The 18,425-nt window shown below is 65.6% G+C and carries 16 protein-coding genes; 12 read left to right on the top strand and 4 right to left on the bottom strand.

Translation table 11 applies throughout. From position 1 onward, the window contains the following. Positions 1 to 179: 179 nt before the first annotated feature. Both VFB33_12595 and VFB33_12590 read left to right on the top strand, forming a co-directional pair. Positions 180 to 1,391 (top strand): CaiB/BaiF CoA-transferase family protein, encoded by a 1,212-nt coding sequence (locus VFB33_12595; GenBank protein HZO82524.1) that lies wholly within the window; start codon positions 180 to 182, stop codon positions 1,389 to 1,391. A 22-nt stretch (positions 1,392 to 1,413) separates the two neighbouring features. Continuing rightward, positions 1,414 to 2,634, top strand: a complete 1,221-nt coding sequence (locus VFB33_12590) for a CoA transferase (protein ID HZO82523.1) — start codon at positions 1,414 to 1,416, stop codon at positions 2,632 to 2,634. 347 nt (positions 2,635 to 2,981) lie between these two features. Here VFB33_12590 and VFB33_12585 read toward each other — a convergent pair whose 3' ends face one another. The 3 genes from VFB33_12585 to VFB33_12575 form a co-directional block, all read right to left on the bottom strand. Further along, complete coding sequence (locus VFB33_12585) at positions 2,982 to 4,316, bottom strand: DUF1329 domain-containing protein (GenBank protein HZO82522.1); 1,335 nt, start codon at positions 4,314 to 4,316, stop codon at positions 2,982 to 2,984. 195 nt (positions 4,317 to 4,511) lie between these two features. Next, complete coding sequence (locus tag VFB33_12580) at positions 4,512 to 4,691, bottom strand: hypothetical protein (GenBank protein HZO82521.1); 180 nt, start codon at positions 4,689 to 4,691, stop codon at positions 4,512 to 4,514. 57 nt (positions 4,692 to 4,748) lie between these two features. After that, positions 4,749 to 5,243 carry an alpha/beta fold hydrolase gene (locus VFB33_12575; protein ID HZO82520.1) on the bottom strand — a complete coding sequence of 165 codons (495 nt, stop codon included), beginning with the start codon at positions 5,241 to 5,243 and terminating at the stop codon, positions 4,749 to 4,751. A 181-nt stretch (positions 5,244 to 5,424) separates the two neighbouring features. Here VFB33_12575 and VFB33_12570 point away from each other — a divergent pair, with 181 nt between their 5' ends. Together VFB33_12570 and VFB33_12565 are read left to right on the top strand one after the other, a co-directional pair. After that, entirely contained in the window at positions 5,425 to 6,597 is a 1,173-nt protein-coding gene (locus tag VFB33_12570) for a hypothetical protein (protein ID HZO82519.1), read from the top strand. Positions 6,598 to 6,601: 4 nt separating this feature from the next. Beyond that, entirely contained in the window at positions 6,602 to 7,024 is a 423-nt protein-coding gene (locus VFB33_12565) for an OB-fold domain-containing protein (GenBank protein ID HZO82518.1), read from the top strand. A gap of 3 nt (positions 7,025 to 7,027) precedes the next feature. On the opposite strand, the gene VFB33_12560 is transcribed toward VFB33_12565, so the two are convergent. Further along, complete coding sequence (locus VFB33_12560; protein ID HZO82517.1) at positions 7,028 to 8,401, bottom strand: FAD-binding oxidoreductase; 1,374 nt, start codon at positions 8,399 to 8,401, stop codon at positions 7,028 to 7,030. Positions 8,402 to 8,600: 199 nt separating this feature from the next. On the opposite strand from VFB33_12560, the gene VFB33_12555 reads away from it, so the two are divergent. The 8 genes from VFB33_12555 (at position 8,601) to VFB33_12520 (ending at position 18,404) form a co-directional block, all read left to right on the top strand. Further along, complete coding sequence (locus VFB33_12555) at positions 8,601 to 9,524, top strand: hypothetical protein (protein ID HZO82516.1); 924 nt, start codon at positions 8,601 to 8,603, stop codon at positions 9,522 to 9,524. Continuing rightward, entirely contained in the window at positions 9,517 to 10,338 is an 822-nt protein-coding gene (locus VFB33_12550; GenBank protein HZO82515.1) for a hypothetical protein, read from the top strand. Before VFB33_12555 ends, VFB33_12550 begins: the two co-directional genes overlap by 8 nt. 67 nt (positions 10,339 to 10,405) lie before the next feature. After that, a complete protein-coding gene (locus VFB33_12545; GenBank protein HZO82514.1) occupies positions 10,406 to 11,284 on the top strand; it encodes an N-acyl homoserine lactonase family protein in 879 nt (292 codons plus the stop codon). Positions 11,285 to 11,578: 294 nt separating this feature from the next. Continuing rightward, the gene (locus VFB33_12540; protein HZO82513.1) at positions 11,579 to 12,571 is read left to right on the top strand and encodes a helix-turn-helix transcriptional regulator; all 993 of its coding nucleotides are present in this window, start codon (positions 11,579 to 11,581) and stop codon (positions 12,569 to 12,571) included. Positions 12,572 to 12,628: 57 nt separating this feature from the next. Further along, on the top strand, positions 12,629 to 14,251 hold the full coding sequence (gene boxC, locus VFB33_12535; GenBank protein ID HZO82512.1) for a 2,3-epoxybenzoyl-CoA dihydrolase: 1,623 nt from the start codon (positions 12,629 to 12,631) through the stop codon (positions 14,249 to 14,251). A 30-nt stretch (positions 14,252 to 14,281) separates the two neighbouring features. Continuing rightward, a complete protein-coding gene (boxB, locus tag VFB33_12530) occupies positions 14,282 to 15,679 on the top strand; it encodes a benzoyl-CoA 2,3-epoxidase subunit BoxB (protein ID HZO82511.1) in 1,398 nt (465 codons plus the stop codon). A 210-nt stretch (positions 15,680 to 15,889) separates the two neighbouring features. Next, positions 15,890 to 17,212 (top strand): cytochrome c peroxidase, encoded by a 1,323-nt coding sequence (locus VFB33_12525; GenBank protein HZO82510.1) that lies wholly within the window; start codon positions 15,890 to 15,892, stop codon positions 17,210 to 17,212. 43 nt (positions 17,213 to 17,255) lie between these two features. Continuing rightward, positions 17,256 to 18,404 (top strand): metallophosphoesterase, encoded by a 1,149-nt coding sequence (locus VFB33_12520; protein ID HZO82509.1) that lies wholly within the window; start codon positions 17,256 to 17,258, stop codon positions 18,402 to 18,404. Positions 18,405 to 18,425: the final 21 nt, after the last annotated feature.

The raw sequence follows: 18,425 nt of genomic DNA, 5'->3' as shown, positions 1-18,425 counted from the left end.
TTATTTAGACAATAATTGCTTTTAAGGGCTATTACTCTCAATTACGCCCAATGTTTCGTCCTCCGTCCCTCAAACTCTTGGCGCGCGCTCGTTGCGCTGGCGTAGCGGTGCTGGTTTTTGCTTATTCTGGCGCTAACAGGATGGGCGGTTGACGGCCGGGATAACTGCGGAGAACACACGTGGGCGGCGCGGCGCTGGAAGGTCTGAAAGTCGTCGAATTTGCCGAGATGGTGTCGGGGCCGATGTGCGGCAAGCTGTTCGCCGACATGGGCGCCGAAGTCATCAAAATCGAGCCGCCGGGCGCCGGCGACGAAGCACGCCGCCATCCGCCCTTCCCCGGCGACGTCCCCCATCCCGAGAAGAGCGGCCTTTTCCTCTACCTCAACACCAGCAAGAAGAGCGTGACGCTGGATCCTGCCACACCCAGCGGCGCGGCGTTATTCAAACGCCTGGTCGCCGACGCCGATCTTCTGATCGAAAACCATCCACCGGGCTACCTCGCAAGCATCGGGCTCGCCTACGACGTGCTTCACGCGCTTAACCCGCGGCTGGTCGTCACTTCAGTCACGCCGTTCGGGCAGCACGGGCCGTATGCCGGATGGAAAGGCACGGACCTCATCGCGTGGGCGATGAGCCTGACCGGCTACAACACGCCGACGCTGATCACGGACTCCGAAAAGGAAAATCCGCTACGCGCGCCCGGCCGTCAGGCTGACATGATGGGTGCGACGACGGCGGCGGCGGCCTCGATGCTGGCGCTGTTGCAACGTGAGGCGAGCGGCGAGGGCCAGTGGGTGGACGCCGCGTGCTGGCAGTCGGTGGTCAACACCGCGAAGGTCGAGATGGCCGTTTACGGCTACGCCGGGATGCCGTACAGCCGGCTGCGTGCCAAGGCCAAGGCGGGGCTGGAGCCTTCGCCCTGCCGCGACGGCTACGTGTACGTCCTGTGGGTGGTCGACTCGCACTTCGAAGCGCTCAAGGAACTGCTCGGTCATCCCGAAGCGCTAGAGGCCGATCTGTTCAAGAACACCGCGCAGCGCGCCGAGTACGACGACGTCGTGCGCCCGCTGATCCAGCGAGAGCTGCTCAAGCACGGCCAGGAATGGCTGGTGCGCGAGGGGCAGAAGCTGGGATTGCCGATTGGCCCGGTCCTGACCGTCGCCCAGGCCGCCGAGCATCCCCATCTCAAGCACCGCGGCGCCTTCGTTGAAATCGACCATCCGGTCGCAGGGCACTTGCGCTATCCGGGACCGCTGGTCCGCCTGACCGCGACTCCACCGGCGCCGCGCCGCGCACCGCTCCTCGGCGAGCACAACGAGGAAATTCTGTGCGGGCGGCTCGGGCTCCCGCCGGCTGAGCTCAGCGGACTGCGCGCCGCGGGCGTTATCTGACTGCGTGCGAGGGAGAAAATCGATGGCACCGCTGCCGCTCGAGGGAATCCGGGTGACCGACTTCAGCTGGATCATCAACGGCCCGCAGATTGGGCTGTGGCTGGCGACGATGGGCGCCGAGGTGATCAAGGTCGAGTCGCGCATGTATCTCGACTTCTCGCGGCTCAATCCAGCCTTCATGGCCGATGGTCGCCAGCATCCCGACAACAACGGCTGTTACCACGCGCTCAACTACGGCAAGAAGTCGGTCAACCTCAATCTCAAAACCGCGCGCGGCAAGGAGCTCGCTTACGAGCTGATCAGGCGCAGCGACTTCGTGCTGGAATGCTATCCGGCGCCGCTCGCGCGCCGGCTGGGCCTGAGCTACGACGACGTGCGCGCGGTCAAGCGCGACATCATCCTGATTTCGGTCTCGCTGCTCGGCAAGGTCGGCCTCGAGCCCGCGGAGTGGGTCGGATGGGGCCCGATGGCGTGCTCGTTTGTTGGCACCTTCGACGCCCAAGGCTATCCGGGCGGCGCGCCGCGCCACACCGGCGGCACCTGGCCCGACTACGCGATCGGCAGCGCGGTCGTCTTCCACGTGCTCGCCGCGCTGCGCCATCGTAATCGCACCGGCGAGGGCCAATGGATTGACGCCAGCATGGGCGAGACCGTCATCGGCGAGACGCCCGAATGGTACATGGACTATTTCATGAACGGGCGCGACCGCCGGCAATGGGCGAATCGCGACGATGTGATGGCGCCGCACAACACCTATCCGTGCGCGGGCGAGGACAAGTGGATCGCAATTGCGGTCGGCAACCAGGCCGAGTGGCGCGCGCTATGCCATGTGATGGGCGAGCCGGCGTGGACGCGCGATCCGAAGTTCGCCGACCAGTTCGGCCGCTGGAAGAATTCCGACGAACTAGACGCGCGGCTTGCCGAATGGACGCGCCGGCACGAGCATGTCGCTCTCGCCGAGCAGCTCCAGCGCGCTGGAGTTCCCGCCGGCCCTGTGCTCGACAGCGTCGAAATCCATCAGGACCGTCATCTGTGGGAATGGGGCTACTGGTGGGAAATTAACCATCATCAGTCCGGCAAGCGTATTCTGCCCGGGATGCCCGCCAAACTGAGTAATGCACCGCAGCTCAATTTCAGTCCGCCGCCCGACCTCGGCCAGCACAATTTTGAGGTGTTGAACGGAATCCTCGGACTGTCCAGGGAAGAGATCGCGCGACTGACTGAAGAGAAAATAGTCTACTGACCAGCCTCGCAGATTTGCAAATCGGCTCCTTGGTCCGCGGGGCCGTTGCGAAACACTTCAGGTCCCTCCCCTTGTTCAAGGAGAGGGGTAACGCGCCGACGAGGGCGCGCTTCGCGGATGAAAAAATCGGTACCGGCTTCGCTCGCGCGAAGCTGTCCGAGATCCTTCGACTTCGTTCGCGTTGCCCACTATTCGCAGGATGCCGTCCCGCTGAAGCGGCACGATCAACAGGCAGCGCGAGGTCGGCGCTTGGAGCATTGCAAATCCGTTCGGAAAGGAGCACACGGCCGCTTCATGGGCGGCCGTGCGCTGCCACATCGCCGAGTTGGAAAGGCGGGCCGAACTTATTATCGCATAACTTGCATCATGCCTGCCGGCGTGCTGAAGCGCACCAGGTTCTGGTACTGCTTCGGCGTATCCGAGTTGAAGTAGGGATCGATTCCCTTCGGATTGGCGCTGCTCCAATAGCTGGCGTGTTCGTTCTGCAGGTCGTAGGTTGCGGCGCCGACCGAGTTGGTAATCACGTCTCCGTCGCCGGGCACTGGTCGGACTCGCGGCGCCCACCATTGCACCTTCCACAACCTCAGGTTGGAGTCATAGAGGTCGTTCCATACCGTGTAAAAGACTTCTTTGTCCACGTACATGATGCGGCTGCCGTAGCAGTAGCCGGAACGCTCGCTGGGCACGCGCCGCACATCGAGCACGTACACGTTGCGCACCTGCCATTTGCCCCATGACGGCTTGTAGAATCCGATCGGCATCAGCCAGTTGCCGGGGAAGGTGCCGTAGTCCTCGTTGTAGTGCATCAGCCCGATAACCGGGCGCTCGGCCAGAACCTTGGCGTCGAACAGCGCGATGCCGCCGTTGAACCCGATCGTCTTGGCGTCGTCGTTGGTCCAGTCCGAGCCGAACACCGGCGCGCAGCGCGCGGTGGTGGCCAGGCGCAGCGAGCGGCGCAGCGCGGGAACGAAGACGTACAGGTCCAGCGTCTTCTGCTGGTCCATGTAGAACAGTTCGAGCGACTGCGTATATTTCGCCTGCTCCGGCGTCTCTTGCATCAGCCATTCCGTGTACCAGGTGCCGCCGGCCGGCTCGGTGCGCTGAGTGCCGGGATCGGTGTTATACCCGGTCTGGCGATAGACTACGTCAACGTCGGATTCGGTGAAGCTGCGGAAGCGATCCTGGAACCAGAGCTGGCCGTCGTTGTCCGGCGTATTGCAGTAGATATGCGGCACATAGGCAAGCCAGTTATTGACAAGGATCTCGTAGCCCTTGTCGGGCCCCTGCGGGCTGGGGAACGGAATTCCGGCAACGTAGTTCGCGATGTCCATGTGGCCGTTGGGCAGATGAACGACGCGGGTCTGCGCCCCGTACTTCTCACCCGCCTCCACGTAGTTCTTGGGCAACAGGCCGCGTTCGGTCGGGCCGATATCGATCTCGGCACCCGGAGGCATCTTCCAGAAGTACTTGCCCTCGAACAGCACATCGAGGCCGAGCGGCATATACTGCTGATACTGGCGCCAGTTGTCCAGCGTGATCTTGGTACCGGGCGGCAACCCTCCTTCGGTCGCCTTCAAAGCAAGCCACTTCTGCATCTCGGAGAAATCCTGCGTCTGGGCGAACACCCCAAGCGGAGCGAGCAGGATCAGTAACAGAGCCGCAAGAAAACCGATGGTTCGCATAGCGGGCTCCTTCGAAAAGATTTGCTTGTCAGACGGGGAACCGAAGCGAACGCTAGACCAAAAGCGCGTCGTATCGCAAGACCGATGGTGTATCGCCGGTTGGGCTGCTTTAGGCGATGCCACTAACCGGCGGGTTAGCAGCATCGTTGTGGCGCTTCCCCGGTCGGCCCATTGCGGGAATTGGCTACTTGGATTTCAAAGGCTTGCTTCTATTAGCAGTTCGGCGACCTCCTTCGGCATGTCCACCATTGCGTCGTGGCCGCATGGCAGGCTTACCACGCGCCAGGCGCTGTCCTTTTTGAACCTCTCCGCCAGGGGCACGAACGGCGACTCATCGCCCATCTCGGCCGGCGGCGCCCATCCGGCGGCCAGCACGTACGTGCGCTTCTTGACCTGCGCTACGGCACCGCTCAGCGAAATCTTCTGCTCGAATCAGGCCAGCGGATGCTTGACGCACATCCGATCCACCCACGCCGCATCTCTCGAATTGACGTTGAAGACTGCCGCCGGTATCGGCGTCATCAGGTAGCCCTCGCCGTTTCGTTTCGCGTCGTCGCGGAAGGCGGCCCGGCTCCCGGCTGTCATCAGGTCGAACATCGATTCGCCGCTGCCGGGCACAAACGCATCGAGATAGACGAGCGAGCGGATTCTCTCCGGCGCCCGGTCGGCCACGCCCGTGATCACCATCCCGCCGTACGAATGGCCGCACAGCACGACCTCGCTGAGTTCCTCCCAGCGCAACACGCCGAGAATGTCCTGGATGTGGGTTTCGAGGTTGACCGCGCGACTCATCAGATGTGCGCGCTCGCCATCACCGGTCATCGTCGGCGTATAGACTTCATGGCCGGCGGCACGCAGATGGGCCGCGACCCGCTTGTAGCACCACCCGCCGTGCCATGCCCCATGCACAAGGACGAACGTCGCCATCGTGATCCTCCCAGCCGCGCCGGCTCTCACGCCGCGCGACTCGCTGCTTTGGATATAACACTCACGCGCCCAATCATGGTAAGGAGATCGGCGGCGTGCGTAAGGCGACTCGACGTCGATTCGCTCCGCCCTAAGCGACGCCGCGGCGACGGAACCACGGCGCGAGTGTGGGTGAACCTGGATGGAATCACTTAAGGACAAGGCATGCATCGTCGGCGTGGGTGAGAGCGCGTTCACCCGCGGCTCGGGCAAGACCGAACTGCAACTGATGCTCGAAGCGTCGGCAAGGGCGCTCGACGACGCCGGACTTCGGCCGCACGACATCGACGGCATCGTCGGCCCGCCGCTCGGCGCCAGCGCCGAGCACTTCGCGGCCAACCTGGGGATCGAGGATCTGCGCTACTCGACCTACGTCCAGATGGGCGGCGCGAGCCCGGTGGTCGCACTGCAAAGCGCGGCGATGGCGATCGCGTTTGGCGTCGCCAACTGCGTGCTGGTGCCGTGCGGATGGAACGGGTACTCGGTGATGCGGGTGAGCGCGGGCGGCGGGGGCGGCCGCAGCTCGGCGCCGCCGGGTCCGCTGGCGGGAACGATCGGCGCCTACTACCTGCCGTATGGCGCGATGGCGCCGGTGCAATGGTACGCCTGGCTCGCCACCCGCCACATGAAAACGTACGGCACGCCGTTCGAGGCGATGGGCACGATCGCGCTGACCTCGCGCAAGCATGCTCAGCTCAATCCGCAGGCCCTCATGCGCGGGCGGCCGCTGACCATGGACGACTATCTCAAGGCGCGATGGGTCTCCTATCCGTTCCGCCTGTACGACTGCTGCCTGGAAACCGACGCCGCCGGCGCCGTGATCGTCACCTCGCCCGAACGCGCGCGCGACCTCAAATGTCCGCCGGTGTACATCTCGGGCGTCGCCGAGGGCCATCCCTACCCCGCCGACGACATCCCCGCGCGTCCCGACCCGTTCGTCATCGGGCTCAGCTTCGCCGCACCCAAGGCGTTCAAGATGGCCGGCGTGACACCGCAGGACCTCGACTTCGCCGAAATCTACGACTGCTTCACCTACGTGGTGATGCTCCAGATGGAAGCGCTCGGCCTGTGCAAACGCGGCGAGGTCAAGGACTTCGTCACGATGGAGCGGATCGGGCTCGGCGGTGAGCTGCCGCTCAACACCCACGGCGGGCTTCATTCTGAGGCCCACGTCTGGGGCATCAACCACATCGTCGAGGCCACGCGCCAGTTGCGCCACCAATGCGGCGAGCGCCAGGTCAAGGACGCCGAGGTCGGGCTGGTCACTGGATGGGGCGACTTCGGCGACGGCGGACTGGCGATCCTGAGGAGGTAGCGCGATGGCCGAGACGCAGAGCGAATACAAGCTGCCGCTGCCGCGGATGCGCGGGCCGGCCGAGGATTTCTACAAGTACTGCCATGCGCATGAACTGCGCTTCCAGCGATGCGCCGATTGCGGCGCGTGGCGGCATATCCCGCGCGACATGTGCGCGAGGTGCGGCTCGTTCAAGTTCGAATGGGCGCGCTCGTCGGGCAAAGGCAAGATTTTTTCGTGGACCGTCGCGGCGCAGCCCTTCCTGCCGCAGTTCGCGCCGATGGTGCCATACCCGGTAGTGGTGGTCGAGCTCGAGGAGGGCGTGCGGATGGTGGCGTGGGTGACTGACATCAAGCCCGACGAGTTGGCGCTCGGGATGCCGGTCGAGGTTGTCTTCGACGACGTCACGCCCCAGGTGACGCTGCCCAAATTCCGCCGCGCCCGTTGACGGCTACTCGTCGAAGCGCGCGGGGAATAGCCCGTCGGGATCGTACTTGCGGCGCAGCGCCTGCAGGCGTTCCCAGTTGGCCCGGGCGTAGGAGCGTTGCGCGCGGCGTGGGTCGCCGATGATGTCCGATTCGCCAACGTAGTGGCCAATGGCGTAGGGATCGAGGGCCGCAACCGTCGTGCGATGCCACGCCGCGTTGGCGGCGTCATCCTCGACGCGCTCCCATACCGCATAACACAGCAGCAGCGCGTCGCCCGTCATCGAATAGGCGCCGTCCGGCAGCGGCGAGCGCGGCCCGGTCGCCGGCACGAAGACCCCATGCGACTTCGGCGACGGCGCTCGCATGAAGTTATCGCGCAAAGTCGCCAGCACCGCGCCCGGCGGCGAGTTCGTCCACAACGTGTCGGCAAGATAACGATGGCCCTCCGGCCACGCCATCGCGCCCACGTCGTGCAGGGTGTCGATCGGCGTGGGCAGGTTCGGCTCCTTGAGCAGGCCGGCGACCTGGCAACTGTCGAGGATGGCCAGCGTGGAAGCCGCTTCGTTCGGGCTATCGACGAACGCGGTCGCGCTCACGAGGCAGGCAAAGCCGCGGCTGGAAGCGCATCGGCCCGCGATCGCGGGCGGCGCGGCCGCGGTCAAAATCGTCATCTCGACGTGCTTCGGTAGCTGGCGCGCAATCTTACCGGCCCACGCGCCGACCTCTTCCGCCCGCTCGAGCGGATAGTAGTAATTGCTGGTCGTGATCGCCGCCGGCGCGGGATAAAGCCGCAGTGAGTATTCGGTGATCACGCCGAAGAACCCCGGCCCCGCGCCGCGGATCGCCCACAATAGATCCGAGTTCTCTCTCTCGCTCGCGATGACCTGGCGGCCGTCCGCGGTCACCACCCTCGCCGCGGTGATACTGAAGCAGCCCGGCCCCCAGGCGTTGAAGTTCCAGCCAAGCCCGCCGTTGAGCAGAAACCCGCTCATCGCGACGGTCGGGCAATGGCCGACCGGAAACGCCAGGCCTTGCGCGGCCAGCATCCGGTTGAATTCGCGACCGCGCACGGCGGGACCAATCGTCGCGCTGCGCCGCGCACGGTCGATCGCTACGTTGTTCAGCCGGCCCAGATCGATCAACAGGCTGTCGTCGCGCAGCGCGAAGCCGACCCAGCTATGCCCGGCGCCGCGGATCGCCACCTTGAACCCGTTGGAGCGTGCAAAGCGAACCGCCTCGACCACGTCGGCTTCGCTGGCGGCTTCGACGATTGCGCGCGGCCGGCGCTGCGGCACCAGCCGATTCCACACCATCGCGCGGCGCAGGGCCTCGTAACCGCCGTCGTCCGTAGAGGTCACGTTGCCGCGGATTCGTCTGCGCAATTCTGTCAGTTCCATGGATTCCCCCGGACGGGCGCGGCGGGCCGCCGTTCCTGCCTTATCCGCTATCGCCGATTCGGCGTCAACGGTGACCGCGCAAAGGTCGGGCGTCGCGCCGCTCGCTTCCCCAACGACGCGACAAGAGAGTAGACTCGGCCCGCCCTCGGACGGCCCGGGGGCGCAGAACAAAACCAAATCGCCCGGAGGGCGCCCGGAGATGGCTGGCAAAGGCTCGATCGTCTGCGGCTTCATCGCTCCGCATCCGCCACATCTGGTTTACGGCGAGAATCCTCCGCAGAACATCCCGCGTTCGAGCGGCGGATGGGAGGTCCTGCGCTGGGCGTACGACAACTGCCGCGCGAAGATCAAACAGCTCAAACCCGATGTGATCGTCGTCCACACGCCGCATTGGATGACGCTGGTCGGCCATCACGTCAGCCGCGTGCCGCGCCTTAAAGGGCTCTCGGTCGATCCGATCTTCCCGCATCTGTTCCGCTACAGGTTCGACACCGCGATCGACGTCGAGCTGGCCGACGCGGTATACGACGAGGCGCGCGCCGAGGGGTTGATCGCGCGCAAGATGACCAACCCCAACTTTCGCCTCGACTACGGAACGATCGTCACCTCGCACATGCTCAATCCCGACTGGGACATCCCGATCCTGAGCCTCAGCGCGAACAATTCGCCCTACTACTTCTCGCTCAACGTCGGGATCGAAGAAATGTACAAGCTCGGCCGCGCCACGCGCCGCGCGATCGAGAAGACCGGCCGGCGCGCCGTGCTCGCCGCGAGCAATACGCTCTCGCACTTGCACTTCGATCGCGAGCCCGACCCCAACCTGCCCGAGGACATGAGCAAGGAGCACGTCTTCAGCCACGCCAACTACCTGTGGGACATGCGCGTGCTCGGGCTGATGCGCTCGGGCAGGATGGACGAGCTGCTGGCGGTGCTGCCCGAGTTTATCGAAAGGACCGGCGCCGAGGTGAAGTCGGGCGGGCTGTTCTGGATGCTCGCGGCGATGGGATTTCCGAAGGTCCCGGCGCGCGTGCACGGCTACTGGAGCGTGATCGCTACCGGCAACGCGGTGGTCGAATGGGACCTCTCGGCGGCGGGCGGCGACGGAGCCAACGCCGATGCCTGAGGGGCGAATCGTCCGCGGCTACCTGATGCCGGGCATGCCGCACGTGATGCTGCCGCGCGACGCGGCGAGCCGCCAGGAGCTGCGCCGGGCGTGCCGGACGGCGGGCGCCAACGCGCTCGAGGCGCGGCCCGACGTGCTGGTGATCTTCAGCACGCAGTGGATTTCCGTGCTCGGGCATCTGGTGCAGGCGCGCGCAAACCCGTGCGGCCTGCACGTTGACGAAAACTGGTACGACCTCGGCGATCTGCCGTACGACTTCCGCACCGACGTCGAACTGGCGCGCAAGACGATCGAACTCGGAACCGCCGCGGGCCTCCAGGTACGCGCAGTCGATTACGAAGGCTTCCCGGTGGACACCGGCACCCTGGTCGCCCTCGACTTTCTAAACCCGAAAAACGAAATCCCGGTCGTCTGCATGTCGTGCAACATTTATGCGGGACGCGAGGAGGAGCTCGCGCTGGGCCGCGCCGCCGCTGACGCGGTCCGCGCGCTCGGCAGGCGCGCCGTTGCGGTCTTGTCCAGCGGCCTGTCGGGCCATTACTTCACGCGCGAGATAAGCGACGCTGAGGACCATATCGCAAGCCCCGAGGATGACGCGCACAACCGCGCGATGCTCGACCTGATGGCCGCGGGCAAATGCAGGGAGGCGATGGACCGCGTGCCGGATTACGCGGCGAAGACCGGCGCCGACATGCAGTTCAAGGGCTACTACTGGCTGATGGGCGCGATGGAAGCCGGGCGCATCACCGGCAAGCTCCTGGGCTACGGCTCGATCTGGGGCAGCGGTGCGGCGGTGGTCGAGTTCAGCGCGTGAGCGTGGCGCGCCGGATGCCGGCTTCGTGGGCCGGCCGCAGGGCGGCGAATCGAGCGGGGAGAAAGCGATGGCGGCTGACTATTCGATCTGGGTGCTCTGCTATGCGCGCACGATGGTGTCGGGCGACTTTATGGGCGGTTCGCCCATCGCCAGCAACACCGGGACGTTCGAAATCCCGATGCTCTACACGCTGCTGGTCTCCGCGCCGGCGAGCGCGCAACGGCGCGTAATCGCGATCGACACCGGATTCGGCGAAAGCGGCTTCGCCTCGGCCGAAGAAAAGCTGTCCGGCGTGTTCACCCACATCGAATGGCCCGCGGCGGTGCTGGGCAAGATCGGCTTCCGGCCGGAGGAGGTCGATACCGTAATCCTGACCCACATGCACGCCGACCACGCCGGCAATGTCGGCGCGTTTCCCAACGCGCGCGTATATGTCCAGCGCGCGGAGTACGAAGGCTGGACGCGCCTGCGCCGCGGCGAACTGATCAGGACTGCCGGTTCGGGTTCGTGGGCGCTGTCCTCGATCAACTGGGAGAACTTCGACCGCTTCGACGAGGCGCTCCGCGCCGGGCGCGTGACCTTGCTCGATGGCGACCGCGAGGTCGCGCCCGGTGTCACCTGCAGGCTCGCCGCCGAATCGCACACCTTCGGCTCGCAGTGGGTGGAGATCGAAACCTCGGCGGGTCCGCATATCGCCGCCGGCGACTGCCTGTACTGGTACGCGAACCTCGAGAAGATGTGGCCGCCGGGCTATATCCAGGGCAATCCGTGGAACGTGATGAAGGTGTTCGAGCGGATGGCCGGGATAATCGGCGACAAGCTGCCGCGCGTGGTTCCCGGCCATGACATGGAGGTCTTCCGGCGCAACCTCCATTGGACTTCCGGTTTGAACCCGGTCGCCGAGCTGCATCTTGCGCCGGGCGAAAAGTCGCGCCGGCCGACCTAGCTGCCGCACGAAGGGCTGTTTCTGTCCCGGGGAACCGTGCGGCCTTCGATCCCGTTTGCCAGCCGCGGGAGGATCCGGCGATGAGGACGCTCTTTTCCTTGGCACTCGCACTAATCCTCGGGCTTGGGGTTGCGGCGTGCGCGGCACCTAATCCGTACAGCTATTCTTCGAGCTACTCGTCGGAACCCGCGCCGGCGCCCGCGGCGACCGCGACCCCAGGCGGCTACTAGGCGGTCGGGCTCCGTCCGCTCTTGCCGCCCGGGCGCGATTTCGTATATCACTGGATGCATTATAATGCATCCACGGACACATGTTGGGGAACGCAACGGACGCCCATCGCCGCGCACCGCGCGCCGCGCCGCTCCGCATCCGGACGGCGATCGCGGCGGCGGCCCTGCGCAATTCCTGAAGCTGCTCGGCGCGCGCGTGCGCGACGCGCGCGCACGCCACGGAATGACGCGCCGGATGCTGGCCCACGACTCGGGAGTTTCGGAGCGCTATCTTGCCCAGCTCGAAGCCGGATGCGGCAATTTCTCGATCACGCTGCTCAGACGCGTCGCTGCCGCAATTGACGTCCCGCTCGCCGAGCTGGTCGGCGAAGAGGTGCCGCCAGTGGAATACGCACTGCTGGCCGAGCGCCTGCGTCGGCTCTCGCCCGCCGAACTGGCCGAGGCTGCCGCGCTGCTCGCGCGGCGCTTCGGCGAACGACCGGCACGGCTCGAGCGAATCGCGCTAATCGGACTGCGCGGCGCCGGCAAGAGCACGCTTGGCGCGGCGCTTGCGAAACGGCTCGGCTGGCGCTTCGTGGAGCTCAGCCGCGAAATCGAGCGCGCCGCGGGGATGAGCGTCGGCGAGATATTCGACCTCCTCGGCCAGGCCGCCTACCGGCGCTACGAGCGGCGCGCGGTCGAGAGTCTGCTGCGCGCGCACGCGCAAGTCGTGATTGCGGCGGGCGGCGGCCTCGTTTCCGAACTGTCCACTTTCGAGCGCCTGCTCGAGTCCTGCTACACGGTCTGGTTGCAGGCTTCGCCCCGCGAGTACTGGGAGCGCGTGCGGCGCCAGGGCGACTACCGGATGAGCGCCGGGGTCAGCGCGACGCAGGCGATGGCCGACATGCGGCGGATCCTCGCCCAGCGCGAGCCGCTGTACGCCAAGGCCGACGCCCGGCTCGACACCGCGGGCAGAACTCCCGCACAGTCGCTGCGCGACTTGCTGGCAACGATCCGCCGCGCACGCATCGCGGCCGCGCAGCTCCCGCGACGCTTCCACATGCATAATGATGCTTGACATCAGATGCATTATATCGCATAGAGTGCCCTTGGGGCCGAACCGTCGCCAGGAACCATGGAAGAGCCGATCCGTTTCGAGACCGAGCCGTGCCGCTACCGTCATTGGAAGCTCGAGGCCGAGCGCGACCGCGCCCGCCTGCTGATAAAGGTGGACGAAAACGGCGGCCTGCGCCCCGGCTACGCGCTCAAGCTCAACTCCTACGACCTCGGCGTTGATATCGAGCTCGCCGACGCCGTCATGCGCCTGCGCTTCGAGCATCCGGGCGTCAGCGTGGTCACGCTGAGCAGCGCGACCGAGGGGATGTTCTGCGCCGGCGCCAACATTTTCATGCTCGCTCGCTCCGAGCACGGTTTCAAGGTCAATTTCTGCAAGTTCACCAACGAGACCCGGCTTGCAATCGAGGACGCCAGCCGGCACAGCGGCCAGCGCTATCTGGCGGCGCTCAACGGCACGTGCAGCGGCGGCGGCTACGAACTGGCACTGGCCTGCGACGAGCTCATCCTGGTGGACGACCGCCGTTCCGCGGTGAGCCTGCCCGAGATCCCCTACCTAGGGGTGCTGCCGGGCACGGGCGGGCTGATTCGGCTGGTGGACAAGCGCAAGGTGCGGCGCGACCTCGCCGACCTCTTCGTCACGCTCGCCGAGGGCGTGCGCGGCGAGCGGGCGGTGAAATGGGGATTGGTGGATGCGATCGCGCCGCGCTCGCGCTTTGACGCGGCAGTCGAGGCGCGCGTCGAGGCGCTCGTCGATCCGGCGCGCGCCGGGCGCGCGGGCATCACGCTCGACGCGCTCTCGCCCGCGGAGAGCGACGAGCAGATCCGCTACCGCCATCTGACGCTGCGGCTCGAGCGCAGCCGGCGCCTCGCCGAAATGATCGTTGAAGGGCCGGCGGGCGTGCCCGCGATTCCCGCCGAGCCCGCGGCGCTGGGGGCCGACTTCTATCCACTCAGGCTGTTCCGTGAAATCGACGACGCGCTGCTTCGCCTGCGCTGCAACTATCCAGAGATCGGGTTGGTACTGATCAGGTCCCAGGGCGAGCTCGAGCGCGTGCTCGAATTGGAGCGCCGGATGTGGGAGCGGCGCGCCGACTGGTTCATCAACGAAACGATTCTGCTGATGAAACGCGTGCTCAAGCGGCTCGACCTCACCGCCAAGAGCTTCTTCGCGCTCGTCGAACCCGGCGCGTGCTTCGGCGGCGGGCTGCTCGAGCTCGCGCTCGCCGCCGACCGGATATACATGAAGAGCGGCGCCGGCGCGCGAATCGCGACTGGTCCGCTCAATGCGGGCGCGCTGCCGATGAGCAACGGGCTAAGCCGCCTGCAAACCCGCTTCGTGGCCGACCCCGCACACGCCGTCGCGCTTGCCTCCGCACGGGTCTTCGACGCCGACGAGGCGCTGGAAGCGGGGCTCGCCACCGTCGCGCCCGACGAGCTTGACTGGGAAGAGGAGCTGCGGCTTGCGATAAGCGAGCGGCTGTCGCTCTCGCCCGACGCCCTGACCGCGATGGAGGCGAGCATCCGCTTCGCCGGGCCGGAGACGATGGAGACGCGGATTTTCGGGCGGCTCTCGGCGTGGCAGAACTGGATTTTCCAGCGCCCCAACGCGGTCGGCGAGCACGGGGCGCTCAGGCTTTACGGCCAGCCGCAAAGTCCGCAGTTCGATTTCCGGCGCACCTGAACCGCGCACAGCCGCGATTCGGAGTTATCCATGCACGGTGAAATTCCCAACAACGTTGAGCTCGACAGCGACCCGCAGCTGCGGCGCGCGCTCGCGACCTGGCATCCGCGCTTTCTTCAATGGTGGAACGAGGTCGGTCCCGACGGCTTTGACACTTCGCAGGTCTATCTGCGCACGGCCATCGGTGCCTCGGCCGACGGCTGGGCGCATTACGCCTACGTGCGGATGCCCGAGTACCAATGGGGGATTTTTCTGGCCCCGCCCGAGCGACGCAGGATTGGCTTCGGCGACCATGCCGATCTCGACCCGTGGCAGCAGGTGCCGGGTGAGCTGCGCAAGGAACTGCGCCGCATCATTGTGACCCAGGGCGACACCGAGCCGGCCTCGGTCGAGCAGCAGCGCCATCTGGGCAAGACGGCGCCGTCGCTCTACGACCTGCGCAACCTGTTCCAGGTCAACGTCGAGGAAGCGCGCCATCTGTGGGCGATGGTTTACCTGCTCCATCGCTACTTCGGCCGCGACGGACGCGAGGAGGCCGAAGAGCTGCTCGTCCGGCGCAGCGGCCATCGCGACCATCCACGTATCCTGAACGCCTTCAACGCGCCGATCCGCGACTGGCTGGACTTCTTCTGTTTCGCGATGTTCACCGACCGCGACGGCAAATATCAGCTCGAGTCGCTCTCCGAAGGCGGCTTCGATCCGCTCTCGCGCACCACCCGCTTCATGCTCACCGAGGAAGCACATCACATGTTCGTCGGCGAGACCGGCGTGCAGCGCGTCGTGCAGCGCAGCGCCGATCTGATGAAGGATTCAGGGCGCGCGGACCTCTACGCGCTCGGCGCGATCCCCCTCGGCGTGATCCAGAAGTATATCAACTTGTGGTTCTCGGAGAGCCTTGACCTCTTCGGCGCGGAAGATTCGAGCAACGCCGCGACCTACTTTGCCGCCGGGCTTAAGGGACGCTTTCGAGAGCACACTTCCGGAGTGTACGGGGACCATCGCGCGCTCGAGGGCTACTACGAACTGCGGATGCCAGGCGGAGAAATGCAGCGTATCCCGCTGCGCCGGGCGATGAACGCGATCCTGCGTGACGCCTACGTCCAGGACTGCGAGCGCGGGCTGGCGCGATGGAACCGCGAGCTTGCCGCGCGCGGCCTTGGCGAGCGCCTGACGCTTCCGCATCCCGCTTTCAACCGCAAGGTCGGCGCATTCGCCACGGCCTGCTACGATCCACAGGGCAACCGGCTGTCGGCCGAGGAGTTCGCGGCGCGCCGCGGCGCATGGCTGCCGACCGAGGAAGATCGCACGCGCAACGCCGAGCTGATGCGAGCAGTGTACCAACCGGGCAAGGTGGCCGGATGGATCGCGCCGCCCGCCAAGGGCATCAACGGCCAGCCACTGGACTTCGAGTACGTCCGGCTGGGTTAGGCGGGGTCTGGTCACTCTACAAATTATTCTTTGGTCAGCACTGACAGGCGTGCTAGCGTAGCATCACGCTGTTCGTCACTCGCTACGGAGAGTTTGCTCCAGTCAGCAGGACTGTGAGCAACCAATCGCCTGGTTGTTGGCCGAATAGGCGAGGCCGCGATCGAAGCGCCGGCGTAAGACAGTGCCGGCATCTGGCTGCGGAGGACGGCCATGTCTGCGAGGTTCTTCGCCACCCTAACCGCGCTAGCCGCGGCCGCAGTCATCGGCAGCGGACTCGTGGCACGAGCCACCGTCCCCGCACCCAAGGCGGGACGGTCGGCTGAGCCGAAGAGCGTCAACCAACCTGGATTCCCCGATCAACTCTACAAATGGGTCGTACCGGCAGACAATCCGCAGTCGGCGGCTAAGGTCGCCCTGGGCAAAAAGCTGTTCTTCGACCCGCGCCTTTCGGTGGACAACACGGTTTCCTGCGCGAGCTGTCACGATCCCGACAAGGGCTTTACCGATCAGTTGCCGACCTCGATGGGCGTGCACGGCAAGTTCGGCAAGCGCAACGCCCCAACCGTGCTCAACGCCCTGTTCAACATCGAACAGTTCTGGGACGGACGCGCGCCGACGCTCGAGGATCAGGCCAAGCAGCCGATCCTGAACCCGGTGGAGATGGGGATGCCGAATGAGCAGGCGGTGGTGGAGAAGGTCCGCGCGCTGGCCGAGTATCAGCCCCTGTTCAAGCAGGCTTTCAAGCAGGCGCCCACCTACCAGAACATCGTCGGCGCGATCGCGGTGTACGAACGCACGCAGATCTCCTTCGACTCGCCCTTCGACCGCTACATGGCGGGCGAAAGCAAGGCGCTCACCGAGCAGCAGCTGCGTGGATGGGCGACCTTCAACGGCCAGGGACGCTGCATGTCGTGCCACGGATGGAATCCGACGCGCCCGCTGTTCACCGACGACCGCTTCCACAACATTGGCGTCTCCGCGCATGCGGCGAGTTTCGTTCCCCATGCGCGCCAGGCGCTCGCGCTGCTCGCCAAAGGCGGCGGCGAGCGCCAGATCGACGAACTCGCGATCTCGACCGACCTCAGTGAACTCGGCCGCTTCCTGGTCACGCGCCAGCCGCACGACATTGGCGCGTTCAGAACGATGGGATTGCGCGACCTTTATCTCACCGAGCCTTATTTCCACGACGGCTCACAGGCGACGATCTGGGACACGCTCGACCACTATAACAAGGGCGGGGTCCAGAACCCGTTCCTTGACGGCGGAATCGTGCCGCTCGGCCTGAGCGAGCAGCAGGAGGACGATCTCGCGGCCTTTTTGCTTTCGCTCACCAGCGAGCCCTACATGAAACAGGCGCGCGCCGAGTACGAGCGCCAGTTCAAGCTTTCGCGCACGACGCGTCCGCAACGCGACACCGAAGCCGCGATGGGGCGCAAGGGACGCAAGGGCCCCGGCTTCGGCGGCCCCTTTGGCGATATCGGACCGGGCCAGGCGGCGATGCGCGAAGACCCGGCGTTGCTGGGCGGATATTGAAGGGCGCCTCTGCGCCCGGACGTATCGTTGCGGAGGATCGGTTATGGCCGCGCGCCACAAAAGCGTCGAGACCAAATATTACGAAGCGCGCGGCCGCGTGCTCACAGCGCTGCGCAATTGCGACCGACGCACGTTTCTCAAGCTGTCGGCGGCCACGCTCGCCGCGGCGATGGGCAAGGGGCTGACGCCACCCCATACCTTCCAGCTCGTGGAGGTGGCCGACGCCGCGGTGGACAAGGGATGGGCGAAGACGGGTGCGCAGGGCGGCGCGCCATTCCGCTTCGCCTATATCTCGGACGCCCATCTCTACGAGCGCACGCTCAACCAGCGCTTCGTCCGCGCGATCGTCAAGGCGGTCGACGACGTCAACGCGCTCGATCCGCAACCTGACTTTGTGCTCTATGGCGGCGATCTGGCCCAGCTCGGCAGCCCCGCGCAGCTCGAACTGGGACGCCAGATCCTGAGCACGCTCAAAGCGCCGGTGAAGATGATGGTCGGGGAGCACGACTGGTTTCTTGACCTGGGCGAGAAATGGCAGGAGCTGTTCGGACCGCCGACCTATTCCTTCGACTGGAAAGGCGTGCACGTCGTGGTCTTGCAGAGCGTGTACGAAAAGGACTTCTGGACCGCGCGCAAGATGACGCCCGAGCAGCGGATGCAAACTGTCGCCGGGCTCGACAACGCGCTCCAGTCGCGCTTCGAGGTCGGCGAAGCCCAGCGCGAATGGCTCACAAAGGACCTGGCGAAGTATCCGCCCGCCACGCCGATCCTCGTCTTCTCCCATTCGCCGCTCTACAAGTACTACCGCCCGTGGAATTTCTGGACCGAGGACGCCGGCGAGGTGCAGGCGATTCTGCGCCCCTACCGCAAGGTCACTGTCATCCACGGACACACGCATCAGATGCTCTTTAACCAGATCGGGAATATCAGCTTTTACGGGATGCTCTCGACAGCGTGGCCGTGGCCATATGCGCCCGAGGGGCTGCCCAAGCTGACGGTGCAGATGAATCGCGCCGACCCGTTCGATCAATTCGACGGCTGCGGCGACGGCGAGTTCACCGTCCGCGCCGACAGCCTCGTTGATACGATCTACAACCTTTGGGACCGCAACCCGGTGACGGTCAAGGCGAACTACCTGGTCTCCGACGGCAAAGTCGATAAGCCTCCCGCGCCGCAGTTCGCCAGCTACTGAGACCGCCGCGCACCGTCTCAA

It is taken from the genome of Candidatus Binataceae bacterium (genome assembly GCA_035650475.1).
In the GTDB taxonomy this organism is placed as follows: domain Bacteria; phylum Desulfobacterota; class Binatia; order Binatales; family Binataceae; genus JAKAVN01.
Note: the sequence above shows the minus strand (reverse complement) of the source record. Positions and strands in the feature narration are given on the sequence as shown.